The sequence below is a fragment of the Pseudophaeobacter sp. 1A16562 genome (assembly GCF_041008785.1).
GTDB lineage: Bacteria > Pseudomonadota > Alphaproteobacteria > Rhodobacterales > Rhodobacteraceae > Phycobacter > Phycobacter gallaeciensis_A.
Genome location: NZ_JAXGFT010000004.1, coordinates 151,831 through 174,861 on the forward strand (window position 1 = coordinate 151,831; position 23,031 = coordinate 174,861).

Genomic DNA, 23,031 nt, shown 5'->3' on the forward strand with positions numbered 1-23,031 from the left:
AGAATCTATATAGATGATTGACTATACGTCTGTCGATTTGCTGTCAACGGCCACTGCGTTGAAGGCGTTGGCCAATGAGAACCGGCTGCAGATTCTGCACTGGCTCAGCGATCCGGAGCAGCATTTCCCGCCGCAGGAGGATGGCGATCTGGTCAGGGACGGGGTCTGTGTGGGGTTCATCACCGAAAAGATCGGGCTGAGGCAGCCGACCGTGACGAACCATATGCGCGTCCTGCAAGAGGCAGGGCTGGTGACCAGCAAGAAGATCAAGAACTGGGTGTTCTACAAACTGGTCCGCAGCCGCGCCGATGCGATTCTGGCCGATACCGCCCGCCTGTGGGAAGAACCGGAATAGGCCACAAGCCACAAGGGCAGTGATCGCACTGCGGGATATTGAGACGGATCAAGGACGCCGGGAGGGAAACCGATCAGACAAGGCCTATGAAATCGCTATTTCTCATACTGCTTTACGTTGCTGTGGTCATATCGCCGCTTGTGGTCTCTGCGATTTTCGGGGGACCGCCGCGCTCTTTCGGGGCTGAACTGGGCACCGGGCTGGGGATGTTCGCCTATGCCATGATTTTGACCGAATTCGTCTTGTCTGGCCGGTTCAGGCGGGTGTCGTCCGAGATCGGTATGGATGTGACCATGCGGTTTCATCAGGTCATGGCGCGGGTGGCGCTGGTGTTTGCGCTGCTGCATCCGTTTTTCTACGGCGGCAGCCTTGTCGGCGGGCAACGGCCCTGGGATCAGACGCGGGTTTTGACCGTGACGACCGATTTTTCCGCCCTGTCGACCGGGATTGTCGCCTTCCTGCTGCTGCCCGCACTGGTGGCGTTGGCTGCCTTTCGCACGCAGCTGGATTACAAGTACGAGACCTGGCGCCTGATGCACGGGGTTGGCGCGGTGCTGATCGCCGGTGCCTTACTTCATCATGCCTTGGCAGCGGGGCGCTACAGCGCTGACCCTGCTATGGTCTGGCTTTGGGGTGGTATGACCGCCGTGGCGGTGGGATCGCTGGTCTGGGTCTATGTGGTTGAGCCGCTGCGGGCGCGGCCCTGGCAGGTGGCTGAGATCAAGCGCCTGACGCCCCGGCAGTGGGGATTGACCCTGACACCAAACGGGCACGATGGGCTGCGCTACAAGGCCGGGCAATTTGCCTGGCTGAACATTGATCACTCGGCCTTCTCGCTTGATGAAAACCCGTTCTCGATCAGCTCCGCCCCGGCTGCGGGGGACGCGGTGTCATTCGTGATCAAGGAGCTTGGCGATTTCACCGGCTCTCTGGATCAGGTGAAGCCGGGCATGCGCGCCTATCTGGATGGTCCCTATGGCAGCATGTCGGTAGAGGGGCGGTCAGAGCCGGGGATCGCATTGATCGCCGGCGGCGTTGGTATTGCGCCGATGCTGAGCATTCTGAACCAGCTGCGCCTGACCGGAGATTCGCGCCGGGTCCGGTTGATCTACGGCAACCGCCTTGAAGAGCAGATCGTGTTCCGGGAGGACTTGCAGCGCGAGGATACGATTCTGGTACTGTCAGAGCCACCTGTGGGCTGGCTGGGGGAGACCGGGATGATCGGCCCAGACCTGTTGGATGGGAGTTTCACGGATGATGAGTTTGCAAAGTGGCTGTTCGTCCTCTGCGGGCCGCCGATCATGATGGATACGGTCGAGGATCACCTGATCGCACGTGGCGTCTCATCCGGCCGGATCCTTTCAGAAAGGTTCGACTATGGCTGAGTTCCTGCGAACCCGACCAATGCGGCGCCGGGTGTCTCTGGCGATCCGGGCGGTGGTCATTGTGACCCTGCTGGCGCTGCTGGTCTTTGTCCTCAGATAGGGTGGAATGCCCTTGTCAGTCCAGATCCGTCCAGGGCCAGGGTTTGACCTTGCTGGCGGCGGTCTGATAGCGCGCCGCCTTTGCGACCCAGATGCCAAGGTCCGTGCCGAACTCCGCCAGCCGTTCGTTTGGCTGCTTGTTGTTGAGCAACATCACCACGAACTGAATGACAGTCACCACGCCCAGCACCGTCTGCGCCAGTGAGATCAGGACGGCGATGATCAGCATGTAGATCAGCCGTGTCAGCAGGCCATCCTCGCCCTCGGGTTCAAATTGTTCGCCGTGCAGACGGCCATCAATCTTGTCGTCGTCACTCTGTGCCATCGTAAATCCCGCTGGATGGTTCCTGCTGCAAATCATCACGCCCGTGGCTGTTACCGGAGCTGCAATACTAGAAACAGGATTTCACATCCGGGACAAAAGGAAAAGGCCGCGCCTGATATCAGACGCGGCCCGGATCTTTTGCTGTTAGCGCGCCTTACAGCGACGCGTCATAGATCTTGGAAATATTCGCGGCAAGGGCGGCATTATACTCCGCATCGCTCATCGACACATTCAGACCTTCGGTCAGCGCGCGGCTGAAGGAGGCGATCATCTTGGGGTTCTGGGACAGTTTCGCGCAGGCATCGTCGGTGCTGTAGCCGCCGGAGAGGGCAACAACGCGCACCACCTCGGGGTGGTCGGCCAGATCATCATAAAGACCGGCTTCGGTCGGGATGGTCAGCTTCAGCGCAACCTTGGTGCCGCTCGGAAGGGCGTCGAGCGCGGCTTTCAGCTCGGTCTTCAGGATGGCTTCGGCTTCGGCCTTGGTCGCGGAGTGGATGTCGACCTCGGGCTCGATGATCGGAACCAGTCCGGCGGCGGCGATCTGCTTGCCCACTTCGAACTGCTGGGCGACCACATTCTTGATGCCGGTTTCGTTGGCTTCCTTGATGACCGAGCGCATCTTGGTGCCGAAGATCCCCGCTGCCACGGCCCGCGCCAGAAGCGCGTCCAGATCGGGCATCGGTTTCATCATCTGGGCGCCGTCCTGTTCGTCGGCCAGACCCTTGTCCACCTTCAGAAAGGGCACTACGCCGCATTTTTCCCACAGGTAGGTGGGGACCTGAATGCCATCAATTGCATTGTCCATCGTCTTTTCGAACAGGATCGCGCCAAGGATCTTGTCGCTGTTGAAATCCGGCGCGGTGATGATCCGGGCGCGCATTTTCTGGATCTCGCCAAACATCTCATCATCGTTCGAATAGGCGTCTTCCATCACACCATAAAGCGCCAGCGCCTTGGGGGTGGAGCCGCCCGACTGATCCAATGCGGCGATGAAGCCCTTGCCCTTTGCAATACGGTCAAACTGTTCCTGCTTGGTGGACGTCTCTTGCGCCATGGGTCGGGATCTCCGCGAATATCTGTTGGACTATTTCCAACCGTCTATACCGTGCCCGTGAACAGAAACAACTGGCCTGTCATACGGTTGCGCTAACAGTGTGAGCGATTGCGCTAACGGAAGAAGGATTTACGCGCATCCCGCGCCATGCCCCAGCGCAGTTCCAGATCCGCGATACGGGCCATGGCTGCGCGGCGCTCCTCTGCATCGGTCAGTGTGGCGTATTCCGCCCGGGCTGCGTCGAGTTCTTTCTTGAGCGTGAATTCTTCGGGAACCGCGCCTGCCTCGGCCATCACCCGCAATCCCGCCGCTAAACCGGGATCAACCAGTTCCTGTCCGGTGCGGTCGGGTAGGGGTTTGCCTTCGCCCTCAAGCCCAGAGAGCTGCCCCCGGGCATTGGCCGAGCGGATCTGATCTTCGATGAGTTTGCGAAAGGCCCGTATCATGAGTGGCAGAATGGGGTGGACCGCAGCCAGTTGCAAGAACGGTATAGTGTCGCGGGGACTGTGCAGGGTGAAATGCAAAACGGCAGACGTTTAGGTCTGCCGTTTGCTGAATTTGGTTTGTCACTCCGGTTTTAAACCAGACGCGAGGTTTCCTTGGCCGCGCGCACGAAGTCCTTGAACAGGGGATGCGGCGCAAAGGGTTTGGATTTCAGTTCCGGGTGGAACTGCACGCCGATGAACCATGGATGGTCGGACCATTCCACGATTTCCGGCAGGCGGCCATCCGGCGACATGCCGGAGAATTTCAGCCCGCAGGCTTCCAGCTGGTCCTTGTATTTGATGTCCACCTCATAGCGGTGGCGGTGACGTTCCTCGATGTGGGTGCTGCCATAAACTTCGGCCACTTTGGAGCCTTCGGCCAGCGTCGCATCATAGGCGCCCAGACGCATGGTGCCGCCCTTGTCGTCATCGGCCTTGCGGCTGACCTTGTGGTTGCCCTGTACCCATTCCTTGAGGTGGTAGACGACGGGTTCAAACCGTTTCTTGCCTGCCTCGTGGTCGAATTCCTCAGAACCGGCCTCGGTGATCCCGGCCACATTGCGGGCGGCCTCGATTACCGCCATCTGCATGCCGAGGCAGATCCCCAGATAGGGAACATTATGCTCGCGTGCATATTGGGCCGCCTTGATCTTGCCTTCGGTTCCGCGTTCGCCAAACCCGCCGGGTACCAGAATCGCGTGGAACCCCTGCAGGTGCGGCGTGGCGTCCTCACGGTCGAACAGTTCGGCGTCGACCCACTCGATCTTGACCTTGACGCGGTTGGCCATGCCGCCGTGGGTCAGGGCCTCGGCGATGGACTTATAAGCGTCTTCCAGCTGGGTGTATTTGCCCACGATGGCGACCTTCACTTCGCCTTCGGGGTTGTAGATGCGGTCGGCCACATCGTCCCAGCGCATCAGATTGGGTTTTGGAGCCGGGGCAATGCCAAAGGCATCCAGAACAGCCTGATCCATGCCTTCGCGGTGGTAGGCCAGCGGCGCCTCGTAGATGGATTTCAGATCCTGCGCGGCGATGACGCTGTCGGGGCGCACGTTGCAGAACAAGGCGAGCTTCTCGCGCTCTTTCTTCGGAATCGGGCCTTCGGAGCGGCAGACCAGAATGTCAGGCGCCAGACCGATCGAGCGCAGTTCCTTCACCGAGTGCTGGGTTGGCTTGGTTTTCAGCTCGCCAGAGGCCTTGATATAGGGCAGCAGGGTCAGGTGCATGAAGATACACTGGCCGCGCGGTTTGTCCTGGCTGAACTGACGGATTGCTTCAAAGAAGGGCAGGCCTTCGATGTCGCCCACGGTGCCGCCGATCTCACAAAGCATGAAATCGACCTCGTCCTCGCCGATCGAGATGAAGTCCTTGATCTCGTTGGTGACGTGCGGGATCACCTGAATGGTCTTGCCGAGGTAGTCGCCGCGGCGCTCCTTCTCCAGCACGTTGGTGTAGATGCGGCCCGATGAAATCGAGTCGGTCTTGCGCGCCGGTACGCCAGTGAACCGCTCGTAGTGACCAAGGTCGAGGTCGGTTTCTGCGCCATCGTCGGTGACGAAGACCTCGCCGTGTTCAAAGGGGCTCATCGTGCCGGGATCGACGTTCAGATACGGATCCAGCTTGCGCAGGCGAACGGAGTAGCCGCGTGCCTGCAACAATGCGCCAAGGGCTGCAGATGCCAGCCCTTTGCCAAGCGATGAAACAACGCCACCGGTGATAAAGATAAATCGCGCCATGAGTGTTCGGCTGCCCCCGTGAGAAGTCAGATTTCAGCTGCCCGACGGCCTGTAAAAACCGCAGCATCACGGGACTTTACGTATAAAGGATTCGCGCAATAAGCGCAAGGGAACCGCAAGATGCTGTTACGGTCCCCATTTTATTTTCTAGCTGTAGTAGGTTAGTCGGCGCTGGGTACCAGCGGTGCGTTGTCGCCTTCTGCCGGCGGCAGCAGGTCACTGCCAAGGGGCGCCGCCGGTGCCGTCTCTGCGCCGTCATCGCCAGCGGGTGCAACGATGCGGTCAGCAACCGAAGAACCTGCGGATTTCTGGGCCGCCAGAACGGTCAGGGTGATCGAGGTAACGATGAAGGCCGCTGCGAGGATCCAGGTCACTTTGCTCAGCGCCGTCGCTGCAGCGCGGCCGGTCATTGCGCCGCCACCGCCACCGCCGCCCATGCCAAGGCCGCCGCCTTCGGACCGTTGCAGCAGAACGACAGCAATCAGGCCCAGAGCCAGAAGAAGATGGATGATCAGTACAACGTTTTCCATGGGTCCCTGCGGCGGTTGGCTCAGTATCGGGCGGTAAATAGGGAAGAATGCAGACAGGGGCAAGGGCCGAGTTGGCCGGGCCGCATTCTGTCGCGCCCGAATGTGTCAAATGAAACCGAACCGGACGCGGGAAGCGCCCTGTTTTCGCGCCCTTCTGCGGAATTTCCGGTATTTGTGACTGGACAGAATTGGCGCCCGGGGGGCACTGTTTGACTATGCCACATGATCATTCTGACCACCCGCATGCTTTGCTGCCGCCCGATCCCGCCCTGCGGGTCAAGGCGCTTGAAACGATTCTGACCCGCAAGGGGCTGATCGACCCGGCTGCACTCGATGAGATCATCGACACCTATCAGACCAAGGTGGGCCCGCAGAATGGCGCCCGCGTGGTCGCCCGCGCCTGGAGTGATGCCGCCTTCAAGGCAGCGCTTCTGGCGGATGCGGACCCGGTGTTGTCCGAACTCGGCTATTATGGCCGTCAGGGAGAACACATGGTGGTGGTCGAAAACACACCCGAGCAACATAATATGGTCGTCTGCACCCTGTGCAGTTGCTATCCGTGGCCGCTTTTGGGAATCCCGCCGGGCTGGTACAAATCGGATGCCTACCGCGCCCGCGCCGTGCGTGCGCCGCGTGCGGTGCTCTCTGAATTTGGCGTGACTCTGCCTGAAGGCACCCGGGTGCGGGTCTGGGATTCCACCGCCGAGGTCCGTTATCTGGTCCTTCCAATGCGTCCCGAGGGCAGTGAAGGACTGGACGAAGATGCGCTTGCTGCGCTTGTGACCCGCGACAGCATGGTGGGCACCGGCCTGCCGAAAACGCCTGGGGCACCCTGATGACCCGACTGCATGATATGGGCGGACGCTTTGGTGACGGGCCGGTACGGCCGGAGGGGCCGAATGCGCCGGTCTTCGCCGCAGAATGGCATGCCCGCGCGCTGGCGGTGACGCTGGCCTGTGGCGCCCTGGGACAATGGAATATCGATACCTCCCGCCATGCCCGCGAAAAACTGGCGCCGCTCGATTACACCCGGTTTTCCTACTATGAAATCTGGCTTGCCGCGCTCGCGGATCTTCTGGTCCAGAAGGGCGTCCTTAGCGAGGATGATCTGGCTGGGCAGGGAGGGGATGGTCCGCACTCCCTGGCGGATCGGAAACTTGCTGCCGACGCTGTGGCCGCGATGCTGGCCAAGGGCGGTCCCGCTACCCGCACCGGCGGGCCGGAGCCGGTTTTCAGCGAAGGCCAGAGCGTGCGCACGCGCCATCCCGGTGGCAGCAGGTTGGTCGACGGCGGCCACACACGGCTGCCTGCCTATGCCACCGGCGCGACGGGCCGCATTCTACGCCTGCAAGGAACCCACGTGCTGCCAGACAGCGCTGCGCACGGTCTGGGTGAGGCGCCGGAGCCACTTTATGCGGTCGTTTTCCCGGCGGGGGAATTGTGGAGCCATCCGGAAGACCCGGCGGATGAGGTGGTTCTGGACCTGTGGCAAAGCTATCTGGAGGCGGTATGACCATGAACATATGTCGTCCTGATGATACCCCGGAACCGGCGTTTGAGCAGCCCTGGCATGCGCAGGCCTTTGCGCTGACGGTGCATCTCAATGAAAGCGGTCGTTTCACCTGGGCCGACTGGGTTTCGCGGTTCTCGGCCACCCTGGTCCGGCATGGCGTGTCGCGAGACCTCAACGGCGGCGATGACTACTTCACCGCCTGGCTTGAAACCCTGGAGGCGATTCTAGCAGAGGACGGCGTCGCCCCCGCCGAGGAGGTCGAAACCACCCGCGAAGGGTGGAAACAGGCCTATCTGGAAACTCCGCATGGGCATCCGGTGGTCCTGCAGGACGGATAACACGGGGTAACCGGCAAGAATCACGGCGCCGACCCGCTGCTGCGGCGAATTTGCGGTTTTACTGGGCCTGCGGCACCGCTATACCGGCCCGGGTTTGAACCAGACAGCTATAAAGGACCGGATATGGCCAATGTCGTCGTAGTCGGCGCCCAGTGGGGCGACGAGGGAAAAGGCAAGATCGTGGACTGGCTGAGCGAGCGCGCCGATGTGATCGCGCGCTTTCAGGGCGGCCATAACGCCGGCCATACGCTGGTCATCGACAGCAAGGTCTACAAGCTGCACGCGCTGCCCTCTGGTGTTGTGCGTGGTGGCAAGCTGTCGGTCATCGGCAACGGCGTGGTTCTTGATCCCTGGCACCTGATCAAGGAGATCGAAACCGTACGGGAACAGGGCGTCGATATCACGCCCGAGACGCTGATGATCGCCGAAAACACGCCGCTGATCCTGCCGCTGCATGGTGAGTTGGATCGCGCCCGCGAAGAAGCCGCCAGCAAGGGCACCAAGATCGGTACCACCGGTCGTGGCATTGGCCCGGCATACGAAGACAAGGTTGGCCGCCGTGCCATCCGCGTTGCCGACCTGGCAGACGAAGCCACGCTGGAGGCCCGTGTGGACCGCGCGCTGCAGCATCACGATCCGCTGCGTAAGGGGCTTGGCGTCGACCCGATCGACCGCGATGCGTTGATCGCGCAGCTGAAAGAGATTGCTCCCAAGATCCTGCCCTATGCGGCGCCGGTCTGGAAGGTTCTCAACGAAAAGCGCAAGGCCGGAAAGCGGATCCTCTTTGAAGGAGCCCAAGGCGCGCTGCTGGATATCGATTTCGGCACTTATCCCTTTGTGACCTCCTCCAATGTGATTGCGGGTCAAGCGGCAACGGGTGTCGGTATCGGGCCTGGGTCCATCGACTATGTTCTGGGCATCGTCAAAGCCTATACCACCCGCGTGGGGGAAGGCCCGTTCCCGACCGAACTGCTGGGCGCCGATGGCAAACCCGATGCGGATGGTGAACGCCTTGGCACCCGCGGGCATGAATTCGGCACCACTACCGGCCGTCAACGCCGCTGTGGCTGGTTCGATGCCTGTCTGGTGCGCCAGACCTGTGCCACCTCTGGCATCAACGGTATTTCGCTGACCAAGCTTGACGTTCTGGATGGGTTCGAGACGCTGAAGATCTGCACCGGCTACGATCTGGACGGAGAACGTCTGGATTACCTGCCGACCGCGGCAGACCAGCAGGCCCGCTGCACGCCGATCTACGAGGAAATGCCCGGCTGGTCCGAATCCACCGAAGGCGCGCGCAGCTGGAACGACCTGCCTGCCAATGCCATCAAGTACGTGAAACGCGTGGAAGAGCTGATCGAATGCCCGGTTGCGCTTCTCTCCACCAGCCCGGAGCGGGACGACACCATTCTGGTGACAGACCCGTTTGCTGACTGATGGCGGATAAACCCCGTCTCAGCTACAAGGCCCGCCGTCGCTGGGCGCTGGTGCTGCTGCTGATTGGCATGCCGCTTTATATCGTCATCGCGGTGACCATCCTCAACCTGCTGAACCGACCGCCGGTGGTGGTTGAACTGCTGGTCTACGCGGTGCTGGGCATCGCTTGGGCGCTACCGTTCAAGTTCGTGTTCCGGGGTATCGGCCAGGCCGACCCGGATCAGCCACCGGAAGAATAGACCTGGTCCGGTAAGAGCATATCCAAATGCAAAAAAGGCGGGCTGTTCGGCCCGCCTTTTCGTTTGGATGGTTTGGGTGCAAAACCCTACCGCGTCGGATTAGCCAACGGCCCGTTTGGCCGGGCGGAAGCCGGTTTCCTCGGTTGCGGCAAAGCGGCCGTTTTCGGATCGCTCGATCTTGCCTTCCCGCAGCAACTGCCCAAAGGAGCGCAACCCGTCTTCGCGATTGAATTCGGCAGCGCCTGCATCGCGCACCTTGTTCATCAACTGCGGGCGGGAGAAGTGATCGCGGCCTTCGACAAAGCTCATATAAGCTGCTGCAGCCTCCAGCAGATCCTGCAGCTCGACCGCGCCGCGCTCTGCGGCATAGGCCGCGAAATCTGCGGCAGTGGCATCCGAGGCAGAGCCTTCATCCTTCAGCACCGAAATCCGACGCGGGCGCACGGGGCGCGTGGCTTGCGGCGTGCTGCTGGCGTTGTCCTCGGCTGCGGGGGAGGGATCGATGCGCTGCTCCGCCACCAGTTTCAAAGGCGCGGGACGGGACGCATTGCTCCGTTCGCGCGCGCTGCGGGCACCGGTCGGTACCGGCCGACGCGGTTTAACCACGCTGGCCAGATCCTGGCGGTAGGCGTCTTCACTGTTTTCGCTACCTGCGCTGCCACCGGCAGAGCGATCTGCCTCGGCTGCTGCCACTGCGGCGCGCAGATGGCCGTAGGTTTCGCGCGAAGAGGCGGTTTCCGGCGCGTCGAGTTTGGCATCTGCTGCATCCATCAGCCGCGATACATCACTGTCGGGGAAATCTGCGGAAGGGGCTGCCGGGCGTTTCCTGGCAGCATCCTCGGCGGCCGCTGCCGCTTCGGCCTCTTCGGTGCTTTCTTCTGCCGTCGCGGTTTGGGCTTTTTGCTCTTCCTGCCGGTCTTCTTCGGTCTCTTGCGAGGCGGCGAGGAGTTCGGCCTCGACCTCTGCCAGTTCGCGCATCAGATCGGCTTCATCCTCGTCCGACAGGCTGCTGTCGACGCCAGGGGTTGCGGAGGCAGTGGCGGGCTCGTCCTCGGCGCTCGCGGAAAGCTTTGTCAGGGCCCCTGTGGCGACAACCTGTTCAAGATCGGCCCGTTTGACTTTGATAACACGGGCGCGCATCGGACGGCGCGGCTCCTCAGCCGTTTCCGGCTCGGCCTGTTCGGGTTCAGCCTGTTCCGGTTCAGCCTGTGCCTCTGGCTGCGCGGGTTCCTGTTCCGGGGCAGTCTCGGGCGCAGGTTCCGGTTCAGATTCAACCGCTGCCTCTACAACAGGCTGATCCGCTACGCGGTCCTCGGCTTCGGCGTTGTCTTTGCCCAGTTGGGCCAGAACACGGGAGATCTCGTCATCATTCGAAGCGTCTTCGTCGGCTTTGGCTTCCTCTGCGGCCGCGTCCTCGGCCAGGGCTTCGGAGATGTCGCTGGCGGCCTCTGACAGGATGCTTTCGGCGTGTTCGTCTTCGGAGAAATCCTCTTGTGGGGTCTGGGACACCACGGCACGGATCCGGCGCAGTTTGGCGGCGATGCTTTCGGCGGCGGCGGCGTCACGCTTCGGCGCTTTCGGCTCTGCGATTTCCGCTTCGGCGCTTTCGTCTTCAGCTGCTTTCGCGGGCCTCGAGTCTTCGTCTTCTGCAGCTTCGGCGACTTCACTGTCATGGGCTGCGGCAGCGGCCGAGATGGCGGCGATCTTGTCCGCGTCAGGAGCTGGGGGCCGTGCCTGCTCTTCGTCGGCTAGGGGGTCGGCATCGCCGTCCGCCTCATCAGTATCCGTTGCTTTCGCGGGTTCTTCTGCGGCCTCGTCGGCGGAGGCTTCGGGCGCCGGGGAATCTTCGATGCTCGGCTCGGCTGCGCTGTGTTCTGTCGGCTCTGGCTGTTCGCTGGTCGGAGCGACAGTGTCTTCAACATCTGTTTTCTGGGTACCTCTAACCTGCGCTTCTTCAGTCGGTGCGTCTGAAACCGCTGCGTCTGCAGCGGGCTGTGGCGCTGTGGCGGCGCGCAGATGGATGCCTTCGGTGCTGGTGCGGGCCTCGACCTGACGTGCGATCTCCCGCTGCGCAATACGGGCGAGCATGTCTGCGTCGGGCTGCGGCGGTTCGGCACCGAAATACCGGTCGTCAGAGGCCAGGTCACGAAAATACTCTGCAATCGCCTTCATGGTGCCAAAGGAGTCCTCGAACCCTTCCAGCGTGCAGGAGAATGTCCCGTAAGAAACGGTCAAAACTTTGTTATTTTGTACCATAGGGCTGCGCGTCCTCACCAAAGTCGTTGACGTTTACAGTATGGATCAGGTCGTCAAATTCTGCGCGAATCCGTGCAATTGATCGTATCATTTTGTGTTTAGATTGTGGCCTGTTTCCAGATCTGCGAGAAATCCCGGCATGAATAAGCTGATTGTTGATGAGATGACGCCAGTAACCCTGGTTGGTGGCGGTCATCTGGGTCTGGAAGACCTGAATGAGGCGTTGCGCCATGCGCCGGTGCTCGTGGCTGCGGACGGCGGCGCGGGGGCCGCGCTGGAGCAGGGACACGTACCTGAGGCGGTGATCGGGGACTTCGATTCGCTGCCTGAGGCGGTACAAAACCGTTTGCCTGCGGAAAACCTGTTCCATCTTCCAGAGCAGGACACCACCGATTTTGATAAGGCGCTGCGGTCGATCCGAGCGCCGGTAGTGCTGGGGGCGGGGTTCCTTGGGGCGCGGGTCGATCACCAGTTGGCGGCCTTTCACACGCTGATCCAGCCCGGGCGCAGCCCCTGCATTCTGATCGGTGCGACTGAACTGGTATTTCACGTCACCCGGCGTATTGCCCTGCCGATGGCGGCGGGCGATGTGGTGTCGCTGTTCCCGATGCAGCCGGTAACCGGACGCTCCGGCGGGCTGGTCTGGCCGATCGAGGGGCTTCAGATGTGCCCGACCAGCCGGATCGGAACATCCAACCGGGCCGTGGGGCCGGTCTGGATCGAAGCGGATGGGCCGGGGTTGCTGGGCATCGTGCCGCGCCACTATCTGGCAGCACTTATGCAGGCGATTGCGTCACCGGTGCCTTGCTAGATTGCGCCGCTTGCCGTGCCACGGCCTGTTCGCGCAGGATGACGTAAAGACCCGCCGCAACGGTGATGGTGATCCCAAGGGCGGCGAGGCCATCCGGCAGTTCGATGAAGATCAGCCAGCCGAACAGGGTGGCCACCGGGATTTCCAGATACTGCATTGGCGCCAGGGTCGCGGCCGGGGCATAGCGCAGGCTCCAGGTCATCAGCAGATGCGCGCCGGTGCCCAGAACCCCGATGCCAAGCATCAGAAAGCTGGTCCACAGATCCGGAACCACGATCTGCAAACCCTCGACCCCCAGCGGATCACCGAGCAGGAGCAACGGCGCCAGCATAACGCAGGCCATCGCGCCTGATACGGCTTGAAGGCTGATCGGATCGGTCTCCTTGGCGATCTGTCGGGTGACCATCATGAACAGGGCAAAGATCACCGCCACTGCCAGCGGCCACAGCGCGTGCAGGCCCACCTCGGCAAAGCTGGGCTGGATTACCAGCAAGGTACCTGCAAACCCAACGACGCAGGCCAGGATGCGGCGGATGCCGACCTCTTCGAGCAGGATGAACTTGCCGATCAGCAACATGATGAAGGGCATGACAAAGGCAATCGCCACCGCATCCGCCAGCGGCAGATATTTGAGCCCGGTGAACATCGCTCCGATCCCGCCGATATGCAGCAGGGTACGCAGGAATGTCAGCCGCAGCACCCGCCCGCGCATGCGCCACATGCGGGCGCCGCCCCAGACCAGCGGCACCAACAGAATCACCTGCGCGGCAAAGCGGACAAAAATCAGCTCTCCCAGCGGGATATGCTGGCCAAGCAGTTTGGCCACCGCATCGCCCAGCGGCGCGAGGATACAAAAGCCAAGCATCAGAAGGATGCCGAGAAGGGGACGATCTTGGGTCATGGAACGCACGCTAGGCGGGCGTCCCGGGAAGGGCAAGACAGGTAATCCCGCCTGATCAACAATTTGGCACGTTTACGGCCAGCCCCCCAAGCGATGTTTCCTTGTATTTTTCATTCATGTCGGCGCCAGTCTGCCGCATGGTTTCGATCACCGCATCAAGCGGCACGAAATGATGTCCGTCGCCGCGCAGGGCCAGCGATGCAGCAGAGACCGCCTTGATCGCGCCAAGCCCATTGCGTTCGATACAAGGCACCTGCACCAGGCCTTTGACCGGATCGCAGGTCATGCCCAGATGGTGTTCCAGCGCGATCTCGGCGGCGTTTTCGACCTGTTCGGGGTTGCCACCCATCACGGCGCAAAGACCGGCAGCCGCCATCGCGGCAGCGGAGCCTACCTCGGCTTGGCAGCCCGCTTCGGCGCCCGAGATGGAGGCGTTGAATTTCACCAGCCCGCCGATTGCGGCGGCGGTCAGAAGGAAATCCTCGATATTGCGCTCGGATGCGCCAGGGACGTGATCGAGGTAATAGCGCATGACGGCCGGCAGTACCCCGGCTGCGCCATTGGTGGGGGCGGTCACCACCTGTCCGCCGGCGGCGTTCTCTTCGTTGACGGCAATCGCATAGACGCTGATCCAGTCGTTGATCGTATGCGGTGCAGTCAGGTTCATGCCACGCTCGGCCATCAGCGCCTCGTGGATCCCCTTGGCGCGGCGGCGGATGCTGAGACCACCGGGCAGGATGCCGTCGCGCTCCAGTCCGCGATTGATGCAATCGTTCATCACCTGCCACAGCCGCGCGGTGCCCTCTTTCAGGCTGATTTCACTGCAGCGGGAGACCTCGTTTGCGCGTTTCATTGCGGCGATGCTTTTGCCGCTCTGCTTGGCCATTTCCAGCATCTCTGCGGCGGATTTGAACGGGTAGGGCACCGGTGCGCCTTCGTCCGTCGCCTTGCCTGCCGCCAGTTCTTCCTCGGTCAGGACAAAGCCACCGCCGACAGAGTAGAACACCTGCTGCAGGATCACGTCGCCCTGCGCATCGGTGCCCATCAGGATCATTCCGTTGGCGTGGCCTTCAAGCGTGTGATCGTAGTCGAAGATCAGGTCGGTCTTCGGATCGTAGGCCAGCGTGCCCAGCCCCTCGGGGCTGACCTGACCGGTCTCGCGGATTTGGGCCAGCGCGGTTTCGGCCTTTTCGTCGTCGTAGGTGTCGGGGCGGAACCCGGCGAGGCCCAGGGTGGTGGCGCGGTCACTGGCGTGGCCGACGCCGGTAAAAGCCAGCGATCCATGCAGCGAAGCGCGCAGCCCGTGAAAATCAAAGGGCGAGGCGCGCATCTGGTCAAGGAACCGCGCCGCTGCCACCATCGGGCCCATGGTGTGCGAGGACGAGGGGCCGATGCCCACTTTGAACATATCAAAAACGGAGAGGAACATTCAGGTAGCCGATCCTTCTGGGGGATTTGCGTAAACAGGGGCGGTGAAGGGCGCAGGACCCAGACCTTCGGCGGTCTGGGCGGCAGCCGTAGCGGGGCGCTGCTCAAGGCGGTGCAGCATGGCAGAGAGGCGCGGATAGTCGGCCAGATCGAACCAGCTGCGATCCCGGCTCATGGGATACAGCGCCATCCAGCGCATCAGGCAGGCGAGATAGAGGTCCAGTATCGACGGATCCTCTGCCGCCAACCAGATGCCGCCGTCGCTGGCTGCGCGTTCCAGCGTGGTCAGATGCGTGGTGAGGCGGGCGGTCAGATGACGGTGCAACGTATCCTGCTGCGCCAGATCATCGCCGATGTATTTCTGCGGGTAGAATAACATGCGCAGGTCAGCATGCAGGGTGTTGGACAGAAAGAACAACCACTTCAGCGTCCATCCCCGGTCCGGACTATCCGCCATCGGCAGCAGCGCAGCGTGGCGGTCGGCCAGCCACAAAAGGATCGCGCCGGTCTCAAATAGGGTGCCAGCAGGCGTTTCCAGCACCGGGATCAGCCCTTGCGGGTTGAGGCTGCGATAGGCCGGGCTGTCCAGCGCGCCGCCCCGGCGGTCGATCAAAACCGTCTCATAGGGTTGCTGCATCTCTTCCAGCGCCAGCCGGATCACCAGCGAGGCGTTGTCGGGGGCATAGTGAAGGCGGTAGCTGGGCGTCATGGGGCAACCTTAGAAATACTCGTCACAGGGGTAACGTCCGTTTCCGGCGTTTCCAATAGGAAACACGCCAAAGGCTCCGCAGCCGCCAAGGATACATGGCAAAAGCCTTGGAATTGTTTCTCGCCCTTCCGGGGGACATTCTTTATAAGGCCATCAAACCCTTATCACGGAGCCGTTACTATGGCCGGAGAACTGTCACCCATCGACAAGGCAAAATTCGTTGCCGCGAAACGGGCTGCCGATCTGGTTGAAGATGGCATGCGCGTGGGGCTGGGAACCGGATCGACCGCCGCCTGGCTAGTGCGCTGCCTTGGTGAGATGGTGCGCGAACAGGGGCTGAATTTCACGGCGGTGCCGACATCGACCCGCACGGCGGAGCTGGCGCGTGAAATGGGCATCCGGGTGATTTCGCTGGATGAGGCCAAGTGGCTCGACCTGACCATCGACGGCGCTGATGAATTTGACGCCGACCTCAACCTGATCAAGGGCGGCGGCGGTGCGCTGTTGCAGGAGAAGATCGTCGCGACCGCATCCGATCAAATGGTTGTTATCGCCGATGCCGGAAAAGAGGTGGAAACACTGGGGGCTTTCCCGCTTCCGGCAGAGGTGATTCCCTTCGGTTGGCAGACCACTCAGGCGTTGATCGAGGAAACCCTTGTTTCTATGGATGTTCTGGGGCGTACAGCGACGCTGCGGATGAATGGTGATGCGCCGTTTGTGACGGATGAAGGCAACTATATTCTGGACCTGCATCTGAAGCGGATCGGCAATTGCCGACAGCTTGCCATGGTGCTGAACCAGATCCCCGGTGTGGTTGAAAACGGACTCTTTATCGATATTTGTGACACCGTCATCATCGGCTATGGCGATGGTGAGGTTGAAACACGCGATATCAATGAAGGAACCGTGGAGAAGGACAGGCTCGACTTTGTCGAGACCGACAACCTGTTCACGGATCTGGCGGACTGAAAAGGCTGAAATTCCATGAGTTTTGATTATGATCTCTTTGTCATTGGCGGTGGCTCCGGCGGCGTACGCGCGGCGCGGGTGGCGGCTGGCGGTGGTGCCAAGGTCGCCCTGGCCGAGGAAGACCGCTATGGCGGGACCTGCGTGATCCGTGGCTGTGTGCCCAAGAAACTGATGGTTTTTGCCAGCGAATACTCTGGTATGGTCGAGGATGCACAGGCCTATGGCTGGGACATTCAGCCCGGCGCCTTCAACTGGGATGCCTTCAAGGGCAAGCTGGAAGCGGAGCTGGACCGGCTCGAAGGGATCTACCGCAATCTTCTGAAAAACAGCGGTGTCGAAAGCTTTGATGCGCGCGCAAAACTGGTCGACGCCCATACGGTGGAGCTGTCCGACGGGACCCGCAAAAGCGCCAAGCACATCCTGATCGCCACTGGTGGCCGCCCCATCGTGCCGGAATTCCCGGGCAGTGATCTGGCGATCACCTCAAACGATATCTTCCACCTCGATAAGTTACCCGAAAGCATCCTGATTGTCGGCGGCGGCTATATCGCCTGCGAATTTGCCGGCATCATGAACGGGCTGGGCGTGAAAACCACGCAATACTACCGCGGTGCGCAGATCCTGCGCGGCTTCGACGATGAGGCGCGCGGTCTGGTCTCCGATGAAATGTGCCAGGCTGGGATCAACCTGCATCTGGGCACCAATGTGATCGAGATGGCCCGCGAGGGCGACAAGATCCGCGTCAAGGCCACCAATGGCGACGAGGCGCTGTTCGATCAGGTGATGTATGCCACCGGTCGTGCGCCCAATGCCGATGATCTGGGGCTCGAAGGTCTTGGCATCGAACGCGGCCGCAAGGGCGAGATTCTGGTCGATGAATACAGCCAGACCGGGGTGCCGTCTGTCTATGCAATCGGCGATGTGACCGATCGGGTGAACCTGACGCCGGTGGCGATCCGCGAAGGCATGGCCTTTGTCGAAACCGTGTTCAATGGCAACCCGACCAGCCCGGATCATGAGCTGATCCCGACGGCGATCTTCACCCAGCCTGAAATGGGCACCGTGGGTCTGAGCGAGGAAGACGCAGCCAAGCAGGAGCCGATCGAGGTCTATGCGACATCGTTCAAGCCGATGCAGCAGGCCTTTGCCGGGCGCGCCCAGCGGGTGCTGATGAAACTCATCGTCAGCCAGGCCACTCGCAAGGTCCTGGGATGCCATATCGTCGCACCCGGCGCGGGCGAGATGATCCAGCTGGCAGGCATTGCGGTCAAGATGGGCGCGACAAAAGAAGACTTTGACCGGACCGTGGCGGTACACCCGACCATGTCCGAAGAGCTTGTGACGATGAAGACTCCGGTCCGGACCGCTTGAATTATCGGTTTCGGACCACAGGTTAGGTCGCAGGAAAACATGTGCCGCAACCATGCGGCAGCAAAGGGATAGGAGACACATGGCGGGAAATAGCGGTGGTCCCTGGGGGGGCGGAGGCTCTTCCGGTGGCGGTGGAGGCAACCGGGGCGATAACAACGGCGGTGGCGGCGGCGGTGGCCGTCGCCCCGAGGATCCTCAGATTCCCGAAATCGACGAGCTGCTCAAGAAGGGCCAGGAGCAATTCCGGGTCCTGATGGGCGGCCGGGGTGGTGACGGCTCCGGTGGTGGTGGTCGCGGTGGTTCTGGCGGCGGTGCGCCGCTGTTCACCAAAGGCACCGTAGCCATTGGCGCGATTGCCGCTGCGGTTCTGTGGGGCATGGCCAGCTTCTATTCGGTCAAGACCGAAGAACGCTCTGTCGAACTGTTCCTTGGTGAATACTGGGATACCGGCCAGCCCGGTCTGAACTTTGCCCCCTGGCCGCTGGTCACCTACGAGGTGATCCCGGTTCTGGTCGAGCAGACCGAGAACATCGGCGCAGGTTCGCGCGGGGTTGATGCCGGGCTGATGCTGACGGGCGATGAGAATATCATCGACGTCGATTTCCAGGTCGTCTGGAACATCAACGAGCCGGACAAGTACCTGTTCAACCTGCGCGATCCGCGGGCCACGATTCAGGCTGTCGCCGAATCCGCTATGCGGGAAATCATTGCCCAGTCCGAACTGGCACCGATCCTCAACCGGGACCGGGGTGTGATCACCTCGCGGCTTGAGGAGCTGATCCAGTCGACGCTGGACAGCTACGACAGTGGCGTGAACATCGTCCGGGTCAACTTTGATGGTGCCGATCCGCCAGAGCCTGTGAAGGATGCCTTCCGCGAAGTGCAGTCCGCCGGTCAGGAACGTGACCGTCTGGAAAAACAAGCGGATGCCTATGCCAACCGGAAACTGGCCTCCGCACGGGGTCAATCCGCACAGACGCTGGAAGAGGCCGAAGCCTATCGTGCTCAGGTGGTCAACCAGGCCAGCGGTGAAGCCAGCCGTTTCTCGGCGGTTCTTGCCGAATATGAAAAGGCGCCTGAGGTGACCCGCAAGCGTCTGTATCTGGAGACCATGGAAGAGGTGCTGGGCAACGTGGACAAGGTCATCATCGACTCGTCCGTCGGCGAAGGCGGCCAGGGCGTGGTGCCTTATCTGCCGCTTAACGAGTTGCGCCGGACGGAGGGCAAGTGATGAAAAAGACTACGTTTATCCTGCCCATTCTGGTGATCGCCGTTGTCGCGGCCCTGTCCGCTGTCTTCATCGTGGACGAACGCGAAAAGGCGCTGGTGCTGCGCTTTGGCCGTGTGGTCGCGGTACAGGAACAGCCCGGTCTGGCCTTCAAGGTGCCGCTGATCGACGAAGTTGTCACCTATGATGACCGGATCCTCAGCCTTGAGGTTGGTCCGCTGGAAGTCACCCCCGAGGATGACCGCCGTCTGGTGGTCGATGCCTTTGCCCGCTACCGGATCACCGATCTGCGTCAATTCCGTGAGGCGGTGGGTGCCTCCGGCATTCCGGGCGCAGAAAACCGTCTGGACAAGATCATGCGCGCTCAGACGCGTGAGGTGCTGGGCTCCGTCAGCTCGAATGACATCCTGTCTTCGGACCGGGCTGCCCTGATGCTGCGCATCCGCAACGGTGCGATCAGCGAGGCCAGCGGTTTCGGGATCGAGGTGATCGACGTGCGTCTGAAGCGTACCGACCTGCCGCAGGCCAACCTCGATGCTACCTTTGCGCGGATGCGCGCTGAGCGTGAGCGAGAGGCCGCCGACGAGATCGCCCGCGGTGAGGAAGCCGCCCAGCGGGTGCGTGCGCAAGCGGACCGGACCGAGGTCGAATTGGTGTCCGAAGCTGAACGCGAAGCCGAAGTCATTCGCGGTGAAGCGGATGCGGAGCGCAACGCGATCTTCGCCGAAGCCTATGGCCGCGATCCGGAGTTCTTCGAGTTCTACCGTAGCCTCACCGCCTATGCGCGGTCGATGCAGGACGGCAATTCCTCGATGGTTCTGTCGCCGGACAGCGAGTTCTTCAACTACCTGAAATCCTCGACCGGTGGAGTTTCGACGCGATAACGCGCTGGTTTCACAGGGTTTCGAAGAGTTTCAAAAATAAAAAGGGGCCGACATTGCGTCGGCCCCCTTTTCATTTGCTCTGCGTGGCCTGCGTCGCGTTGGAGGGGCAGCCGGGCTGACGTCCGCTGCCGGTGTCTCCCCAGCCTTGGTCTGGCGGGAAAAAGGCGGGAAAAGGCAGGGGCTGCAAGGAACACCCTGAGCTGCACCAAACTTGCAATTTTGTTCAAAACCTTGTGATGAGCGCCGCGCCGGGCATCCTGGTGGATTCTTGGTGCCCTTTAAGTGACGGATTAAATGGGGGAAAATGGCGCGCTCCGGTTCTCTACCGCTTTCACTTTGCCTCGAAGACGTGCAACATTCATTGCAGCGAGGGAGAGAGTCCCTACATTAATCCCATCCTGTACTTCTGCCGATCATGCGTGGAACCGCAGGCAGAGGTCAGGAGGAAAAACCGGAATGGCGATGACAAGGAGTAGTGCCGTGCAAGCACAGGCAATTTCTTATTCGGATGCGCAGGACAGGACAGGGGCGCCATGGCGGCTTCTGATGCTCGCCCTGATCAGCAGCATCATGGTACTGGCCCAGGTCCTGATGGCCCAGGCCCGCCCCGAAAGCCTGGCACCGCTGGCGGAAAAAGTCAGCCCTGCTGTAGTCAACATCACCACCACGACCGTGATCGAAGGCCGGTCTGGTCCACAGGGGATCGTCCCCGAAGGCTCTCCCTTCGAAGATTTCTTTCGCGAGTTCCAGGACCGCAATGGAAGCAATGGCGGCAATGACCGTCCGCGCCGCTCTTCGGCACTTGGCTCCGGCTTCGTGATCTCCGAAGACGGCTATATCGTCACCAACAACCACGTGATCGAATCCGCTGACGAGATCGAGATCGAATTCTTCCCCGGCGACGGTCAGCCTGCACAGCCGCTCCCGGCGAAGGTGGTGGGCACCGACCCCAATACCGATATCGCCCTGTTGAAGGTCGATGCGCCGATGCCTCTGAAATTCGTGACCTTTGGCGACAGTGACACTGCCCGTGTGGGTGACTGGGTGATTGCCATGGGTAACCCGCTGGGGCAGGGGTTCTCTCTGTCGGCGGGCATTGTCTCCGCCCGTAACCGGGAACTTTCGGGTTCCTATGACGACTACATTCAGACGGACGCAGCCATCAACCGGGGTAACTCGGGCGGGCCGCTGTTTAATATGGATGGCTCGGTTGTCGGCGTGAACACGGCGATCCTGTCGCCTAATGGCGGCTCCATCGGGATTGGCTTTTCGATGGCGTCGAACGTGGTCAGCAAGGTGGTTAAACAGCTGAAGGAATTCGGCGAAACCCGCCGTGGTTGGCTGGGTGTGCGGATCCAGGACGTGACCAGTGACGTGGCCGAGGCGATGGGCATGGACAAAGCCAAAGGCGCTCTGGTTACAGACGTTCCCGAAGGTCCGGCACAAGAGGCTGGCATGCTGGCGGGCGATGTGATCCTCAGCTTTGACGGCAACGATGTCGAAGACACCCGCAGCCTGGTGCGCACCGTGGGTAACACCGAAGTCGGCAAGACCGTGCGCGTGATCGTCTACCGTGAAGGCAAGACTGAGACGCTCAAGGTCACGCTGGGTCGTCGTGAAGATGCCGAGCGCAAGGCCGGTCCTGCCGGTGGGGACGATACCCCGCAGGAGCAGACCGAGAAGCAGCTTCTGGGTCTGTCGGTTGGCGTTCTGAACGACCAGCTACGTGGTGAGCTGAATGTCCCCGAAGGCACCAATGGTCTGGTGATCCTGTCGGTCGACGAAACCTCGGAAGCCTGGGAGAAGGGGCTGCGCGCAGGTGATGTGATCACCGAAGCCGGGCAGCAGAAACTCTCTGGCATCAGCGATCTGGAGGCCCGTATCGACGAGGCCAAGGAAGCGGGCCGCAAGTCGCTCCTGCTGCTGGTCCGCCGCAACGGTGAGCCGCGTTTCGTGGCGCTCAATCTGGCGGAATAATCCACGGACCTGTCGCCGGGCGCGGCGCAGGACTTCGTGCAAAAGGCCGGGCATTGTCCCGGCCTTTTCTATTTGGTGCCGGAAGCGTGTGGCGCCACGCTGGGCTTTGGGCTCTGGGCGCGAATAGAAAAGAGCCATGTGCTGGCGGGCACATGGCTCTTGTAGGTACAGGCAGGCATTGGGATGGAACGGTAAATGCCTGCCCTTGAAATGACCTTCGCAGATCAGCGGTCCCGACTCTGTGACCCAGTTCACACCAATGTCAGAAAATGTGTTTTTGGGTCGTTTGGCTCAGATCAGTTCCGGTTCCGCCAGCAGGCCCAGGGCCGTGCGATCGAGGATCTGTAGGGCGCCGCGGTTGATTTCGATGATGCCGCTGCGTTTCCAGTTCGACAGTGTTTTCGACACCGCCTCGCGGGTGGCGCCGACGAATTCGGCAAGCTCACTTTGCGACAGTCCCAGTCGCCCGTCGCCGCTGTCCGGGGTAAGGTACAGCAATTTGCGGGCCAGCCGGACCGGCATCGGCAGAAACACCTGCTCGTTCAGCTGTGCATTCATCCAGCGCATGCGCTGCCCCGCCAGTCGCAACAGGTCCCCGGCCAGTTCGGGATGTTGCTGGATCTGAGCCAGCACATCCCGGTTGCGCAGCCGCCGGATACGGCTGGGCTCGCTGGCGGTGACTGTTGCGGTGCGAGCGCCCGGATCAAATAGGGCAATCTCTCCAAACACCGCTCCGGGGCGCATCAGATCGAGCGTCAGCTTGCGCCCCGCGATGGATAAGATCGAGAACTCCAGGGCGCCCTCGATGATGGCATAAAGCGCATCGCCGGTATCGCCTTGTTCGAACAGAACTTCGCCTTGGGACAGCCGGATGTCACTGGCCTGGCTTTCCAGCATCTGCCGCAGCGGCGCCGAGGCCCCGGAAAGGAACCCTGTGTCCGGCAGGCGGTCATGTCGCATCGTGTCATCTCCGCAGAGGTTTGTCCGGGGTGCCGTTT

The 23,031-nt window shown here is 61.5% G+C and carries 23 protein-coding genes; 13 read left to right on the forward strand and 10 right to left on the reverse strand.

Going from position 1 to position 23,031, the window contains the following annotated elements:
• The first annotated feature begins 13 nt into the window (after positions 1-13).
• Entirely contained in the window at positions 14-355 is a 342-nt protein-coding gene (locus SM764_RS07140) for an ArsR/SmtB family transcription factor (RefSeq protein WP_368946967.1), read from the forward strand.
• Positions 356-441: 86 nt separating this feature from the next.
• Positions 442-1,740: a ferredoxin reductase family protein gene (locus SM764_RS07145; RefSeq protein WP_369001391.1), complete on the forward strand. Its 1,299-nt coding sequence runs from the start codon at positions 442-444 to the stop codon at positions 1,738-1,740.
• A 115-nt stretch (positions 1,741-1,855) separates the two neighbouring features.
• Here the strand turns inward: SM764_RS07145 and SM764_RS07150 are convergent, their stop codons facing one another.
• From SM764_RS07150 to secG, 5 genes are all read right to left on the reverse strand, one after another.
• Positions 1,856-2,164, reverse strand: coding sequence for a DUF4389 domain-containing protein (locus SM764_RS07150; RefSeq protein ID WP_065270877.1), 309 nt, complete (start codon positions 2,162-2,164; stop codon positions 1,856-1,858).
• A 154-nt stretch (positions 2,165-2,318) separates the two neighbouring features.
• Complete coding sequence (locus tag SM764_RS07155; protein ID WP_369001392.1) at positions 2,319-3,221, reverse strand: fructose bisphosphate aldolase; 903 nt, start codon at positions 3,219-3,221, stop codon at positions 2,319-2,321.
• A 113-nt stretch (positions 3,222-3,334) separates the two neighbouring features.
• Positions 3,335-3,667 (reverse strand): DnaJ family domain-containing protein, encoded by a 333-nt coding sequence (locus tag SM764_RS07160; protein WP_274828281.1) that lies wholly within the window; start codon positions 3,665-3,667, stop codon positions 3,335-3,337.
• 131 nt (positions 3,668-3,798) lie between these two features.
• On the reverse strand, positions 3,799-5,442 hold the full coding sequence (gene pyrG, locus SM764_RS07165) for a CTP synthase (RefSeq protein ID WP_065270874.1): 1,644 nt from the start codon (positions 5,440-5,442) through the stop codon (positions 3,799-3,801).
• Positions 5,443-5,603: 161 nt separating this feature from the next.
• The gene (secG, locus tag SM764_RS07170) at positions 5,604-5,972 is read right to left on the reverse strand and encodes a preprotein translocase subunit SecG (protein ID WP_065270873.1); all 369 of its coding nucleotides are present in this window, start codon (positions 5,970-5,972) and stop codon (positions 5,604-5,606) included.
• A 215-nt stretch (positions 5,973-6,187) separates the two neighbouring features.
• Between secG and nthA the strand changes: the two genes are divergently transcribed.
• The 5 genes from nthA to SM764_RS07195 all read left to right on the forward strand — a co-directional run bounded on the left by nthA (position 6,188) and on the right by SM764_RS07195 (position 9,499).
• Positions 6,188-6,808 carry a nitrile hydratase subunit alpha gene (gene nthA, locus SM764_RS07175; protein WP_369001393.1) on the forward strand — a complete coding sequence of 207 codons (621 nt, stop codon included), beginning with the start codon at positions 6,188-6,190 and terminating at the stop codon, positions 6,806-6,808.
• Positions 6,808-7,485 carry a nitrile hydratase subunit beta gene (nthB, locus tag SM764_RS07180; RefSeq protein WP_369001394.1) on the forward strand — a complete coding sequence of 226 codons (678 nt, stop codon included), beginning with the start codon at positions 6,808-6,810 and terminating at the stop codon, positions 7,483-7,485. Before nthA ends, nthB begins: the two co-directional genes overlap by 1 nt.
• Positions 7,486-7,487: 2 nt before the next feature.
• Positions 7,488-7,823, forward strand: a complete 336-nt coding sequence (locus SM764_RS07185) for a nitrile hydratase accessory protein (protein ID WP_490363072.1) — start codon at positions 7,488-7,490, stop codon at positions 7,821-7,823.
• 123 nt (positions 7,824-7,946) lie between these two features.
• Complete coding sequence (locus tag SM764_RS07190; RefSeq protein ID WP_065270870.1) at positions 7,947-9,260, forward strand: adenylosuccinate synthase; 1,314 nt, start codon at positions 7,947-7,949, stop codon at positions 9,258-9,260.
• Positions 9,260-9,499, forward strand: coding sequence for a DUF2842 domain-containing protein (locus SM764_RS07195; RefSeq protein ID WP_065270869.1), 240 nt, complete (start codon positions 9,260-9,262; stop codon positions 9,497-9,499). The genes SM764_RS07190 and SM764_RS07195 overlap by 1 nt, the downstream gene beginning before the upstream one ends.
• Before the next feature lie 99 nt (positions 9,500-9,598).
• Here SM764_RS07195 and SM764_RS07200 read toward each other — a convergent pair whose 3' ends face one another.
• Positions 9,599-11,755 (reverse strand): chemotaxis protein CheA, encoded by a 2,157-nt coding sequence (locus tag SM764_RS07200; RefSeq protein ID WP_369001396.1) that lies wholly within the window; start codon positions 11,753-11,755, stop codon positions 9,599-9,601.
• A gap of 139 nt (positions 11,756-11,894) precedes the next feature.
• On the opposite strand from SM764_RS07200, the gene SM764_RS07205 reads away from it, so the two are divergent.
• A complete protein-coding gene (locus SM764_RS07205) occupies positions 11,895-12,566 on the forward strand; it encodes a thiamine diphosphokinase (RefSeq protein ID WP_369001397.1) in 672 nt (223 codons plus the stop codon).
• On the opposite strand, the gene SM764_RS07210 is transcribed toward SM764_RS07205, so the two are convergent.
• From SM764_RS07210 to SM764_RS07220, 3 genes are read right to left on the reverse strand one after another with little or no spacing between them, the layout of a single operon-like run.
• Positions 12,532-13,467 carry a DMT family transporter gene (locus SM764_RS07210; protein ID WP_369001398.1) on the reverse strand — a complete coding sequence of 312 codons (936 nt, stop codon included), beginning with the start codon at positions 13,465-13,467 and terminating at the stop codon, positions 12,532-12,534. The two genes, SM764_RS07205 and SM764_RS07210, sit on opposite strands and share 35 nt — an antisense overlap.
• A 55-nt stretch (positions 13,468-13,522) precedes the next feature.
• The gene (locus tag SM764_RS07215) at positions 13,523-14,896 is read right to left on the reverse strand and encodes an L-serine ammonia-lyase (RefSeq protein WP_369001399.1); all 1,374 of its coding nucleotides are present in this window, start codon (positions 14,894-14,896) and stop codon (positions 13,523-13,525) included.
• Positions 14,897-15,604, reverse strand: a complete 708-nt coding sequence (locus SM764_RS07220) for a glutathione S-transferase family protein (protein ID WP_368946977.1) — start codon at positions 15,602-15,604, stop codon at positions 14,897-14,899.
• Between the two features lie 180 nt (positions 15,605-15,784).
• Between SM764_RS07220 and rpiA the strand changes: the two genes are divergently transcribed.
• From rpiA to SM764_RS07245, 5 genes are all read left to right on the forward strand, one after another.
• Positions 15,785-16,573, forward strand: a complete 789-nt coding sequence (rpiA, locus tag SM764_RS07225; RefSeq protein WP_274828289.1) for a ribose-5-phosphate isomerase RpiA — start codon at positions 15,785-15,787, stop codon at positions 16,571-16,573.
• A 15-nt stretch (positions 16,574-16,588) separates the two neighbouring features.
• Positions 16,589-17,944 carry a glutathione-disulfide reductase gene (gor, locus tag SM764_RS07230; RefSeq protein ID WP_369001400.1) on the forward strand — a complete coding sequence of 452 codons (1,356 nt, stop codon included), beginning with the start codon at positions 16,589-16,591 and terminating at the stop codon, positions 17,942-17,944.
• Positions 17,945-18,023: 79 nt separating this feature from the next.
• Positions 18,024-19,175, forward strand: a complete 1,152-nt coding sequence (gene hflK, locus SM764_RS07235) for an FtsH protease activity modulator HflK (RefSeq protein WP_065270861.1) — start codon at positions 18,024-18,026, stop codon at positions 19,173-19,175.
• Positions 19,175-20,056, forward strand: coding sequence for a protease modulator HflC (gene hflC / locus SM764_RS07240; protein ID WP_065270860.1), 882 nt, complete (start codon positions 19,175-19,177; stop codon positions 20,054-20,056). The genes hflK and hflC overlap by 1 nt, the downstream gene beginning before the upstream one ends.
• Positions 20,057-20,602: 546 nt before the next feature.
• Entirely contained in the window at positions 20,603-22,033 is a 1,431-nt protein-coding gene (locus tag SM764_RS07245; RefSeq protein ID WP_237028448.1) for a Do family serine endopeptidase, read from the forward strand.
• A gap of 291 nt (positions 22,034-22,324) precedes the next feature.
• Here the strand turns inward: SM764_RS07245 and SM764_RS07250 are convergent, their stop codons facing one another.
• Entirely contained in the window at positions 22,325-22,993 is a 669-nt protein-coding gene (locus tag SM764_RS07250; RefSeq protein WP_065270858.1) for a Crp/Fnr family transcriptional regulator, read from the reverse strand.
• Between the last annotated feature and the right edge of the window lie 38 nt (positions 22,994-23,031).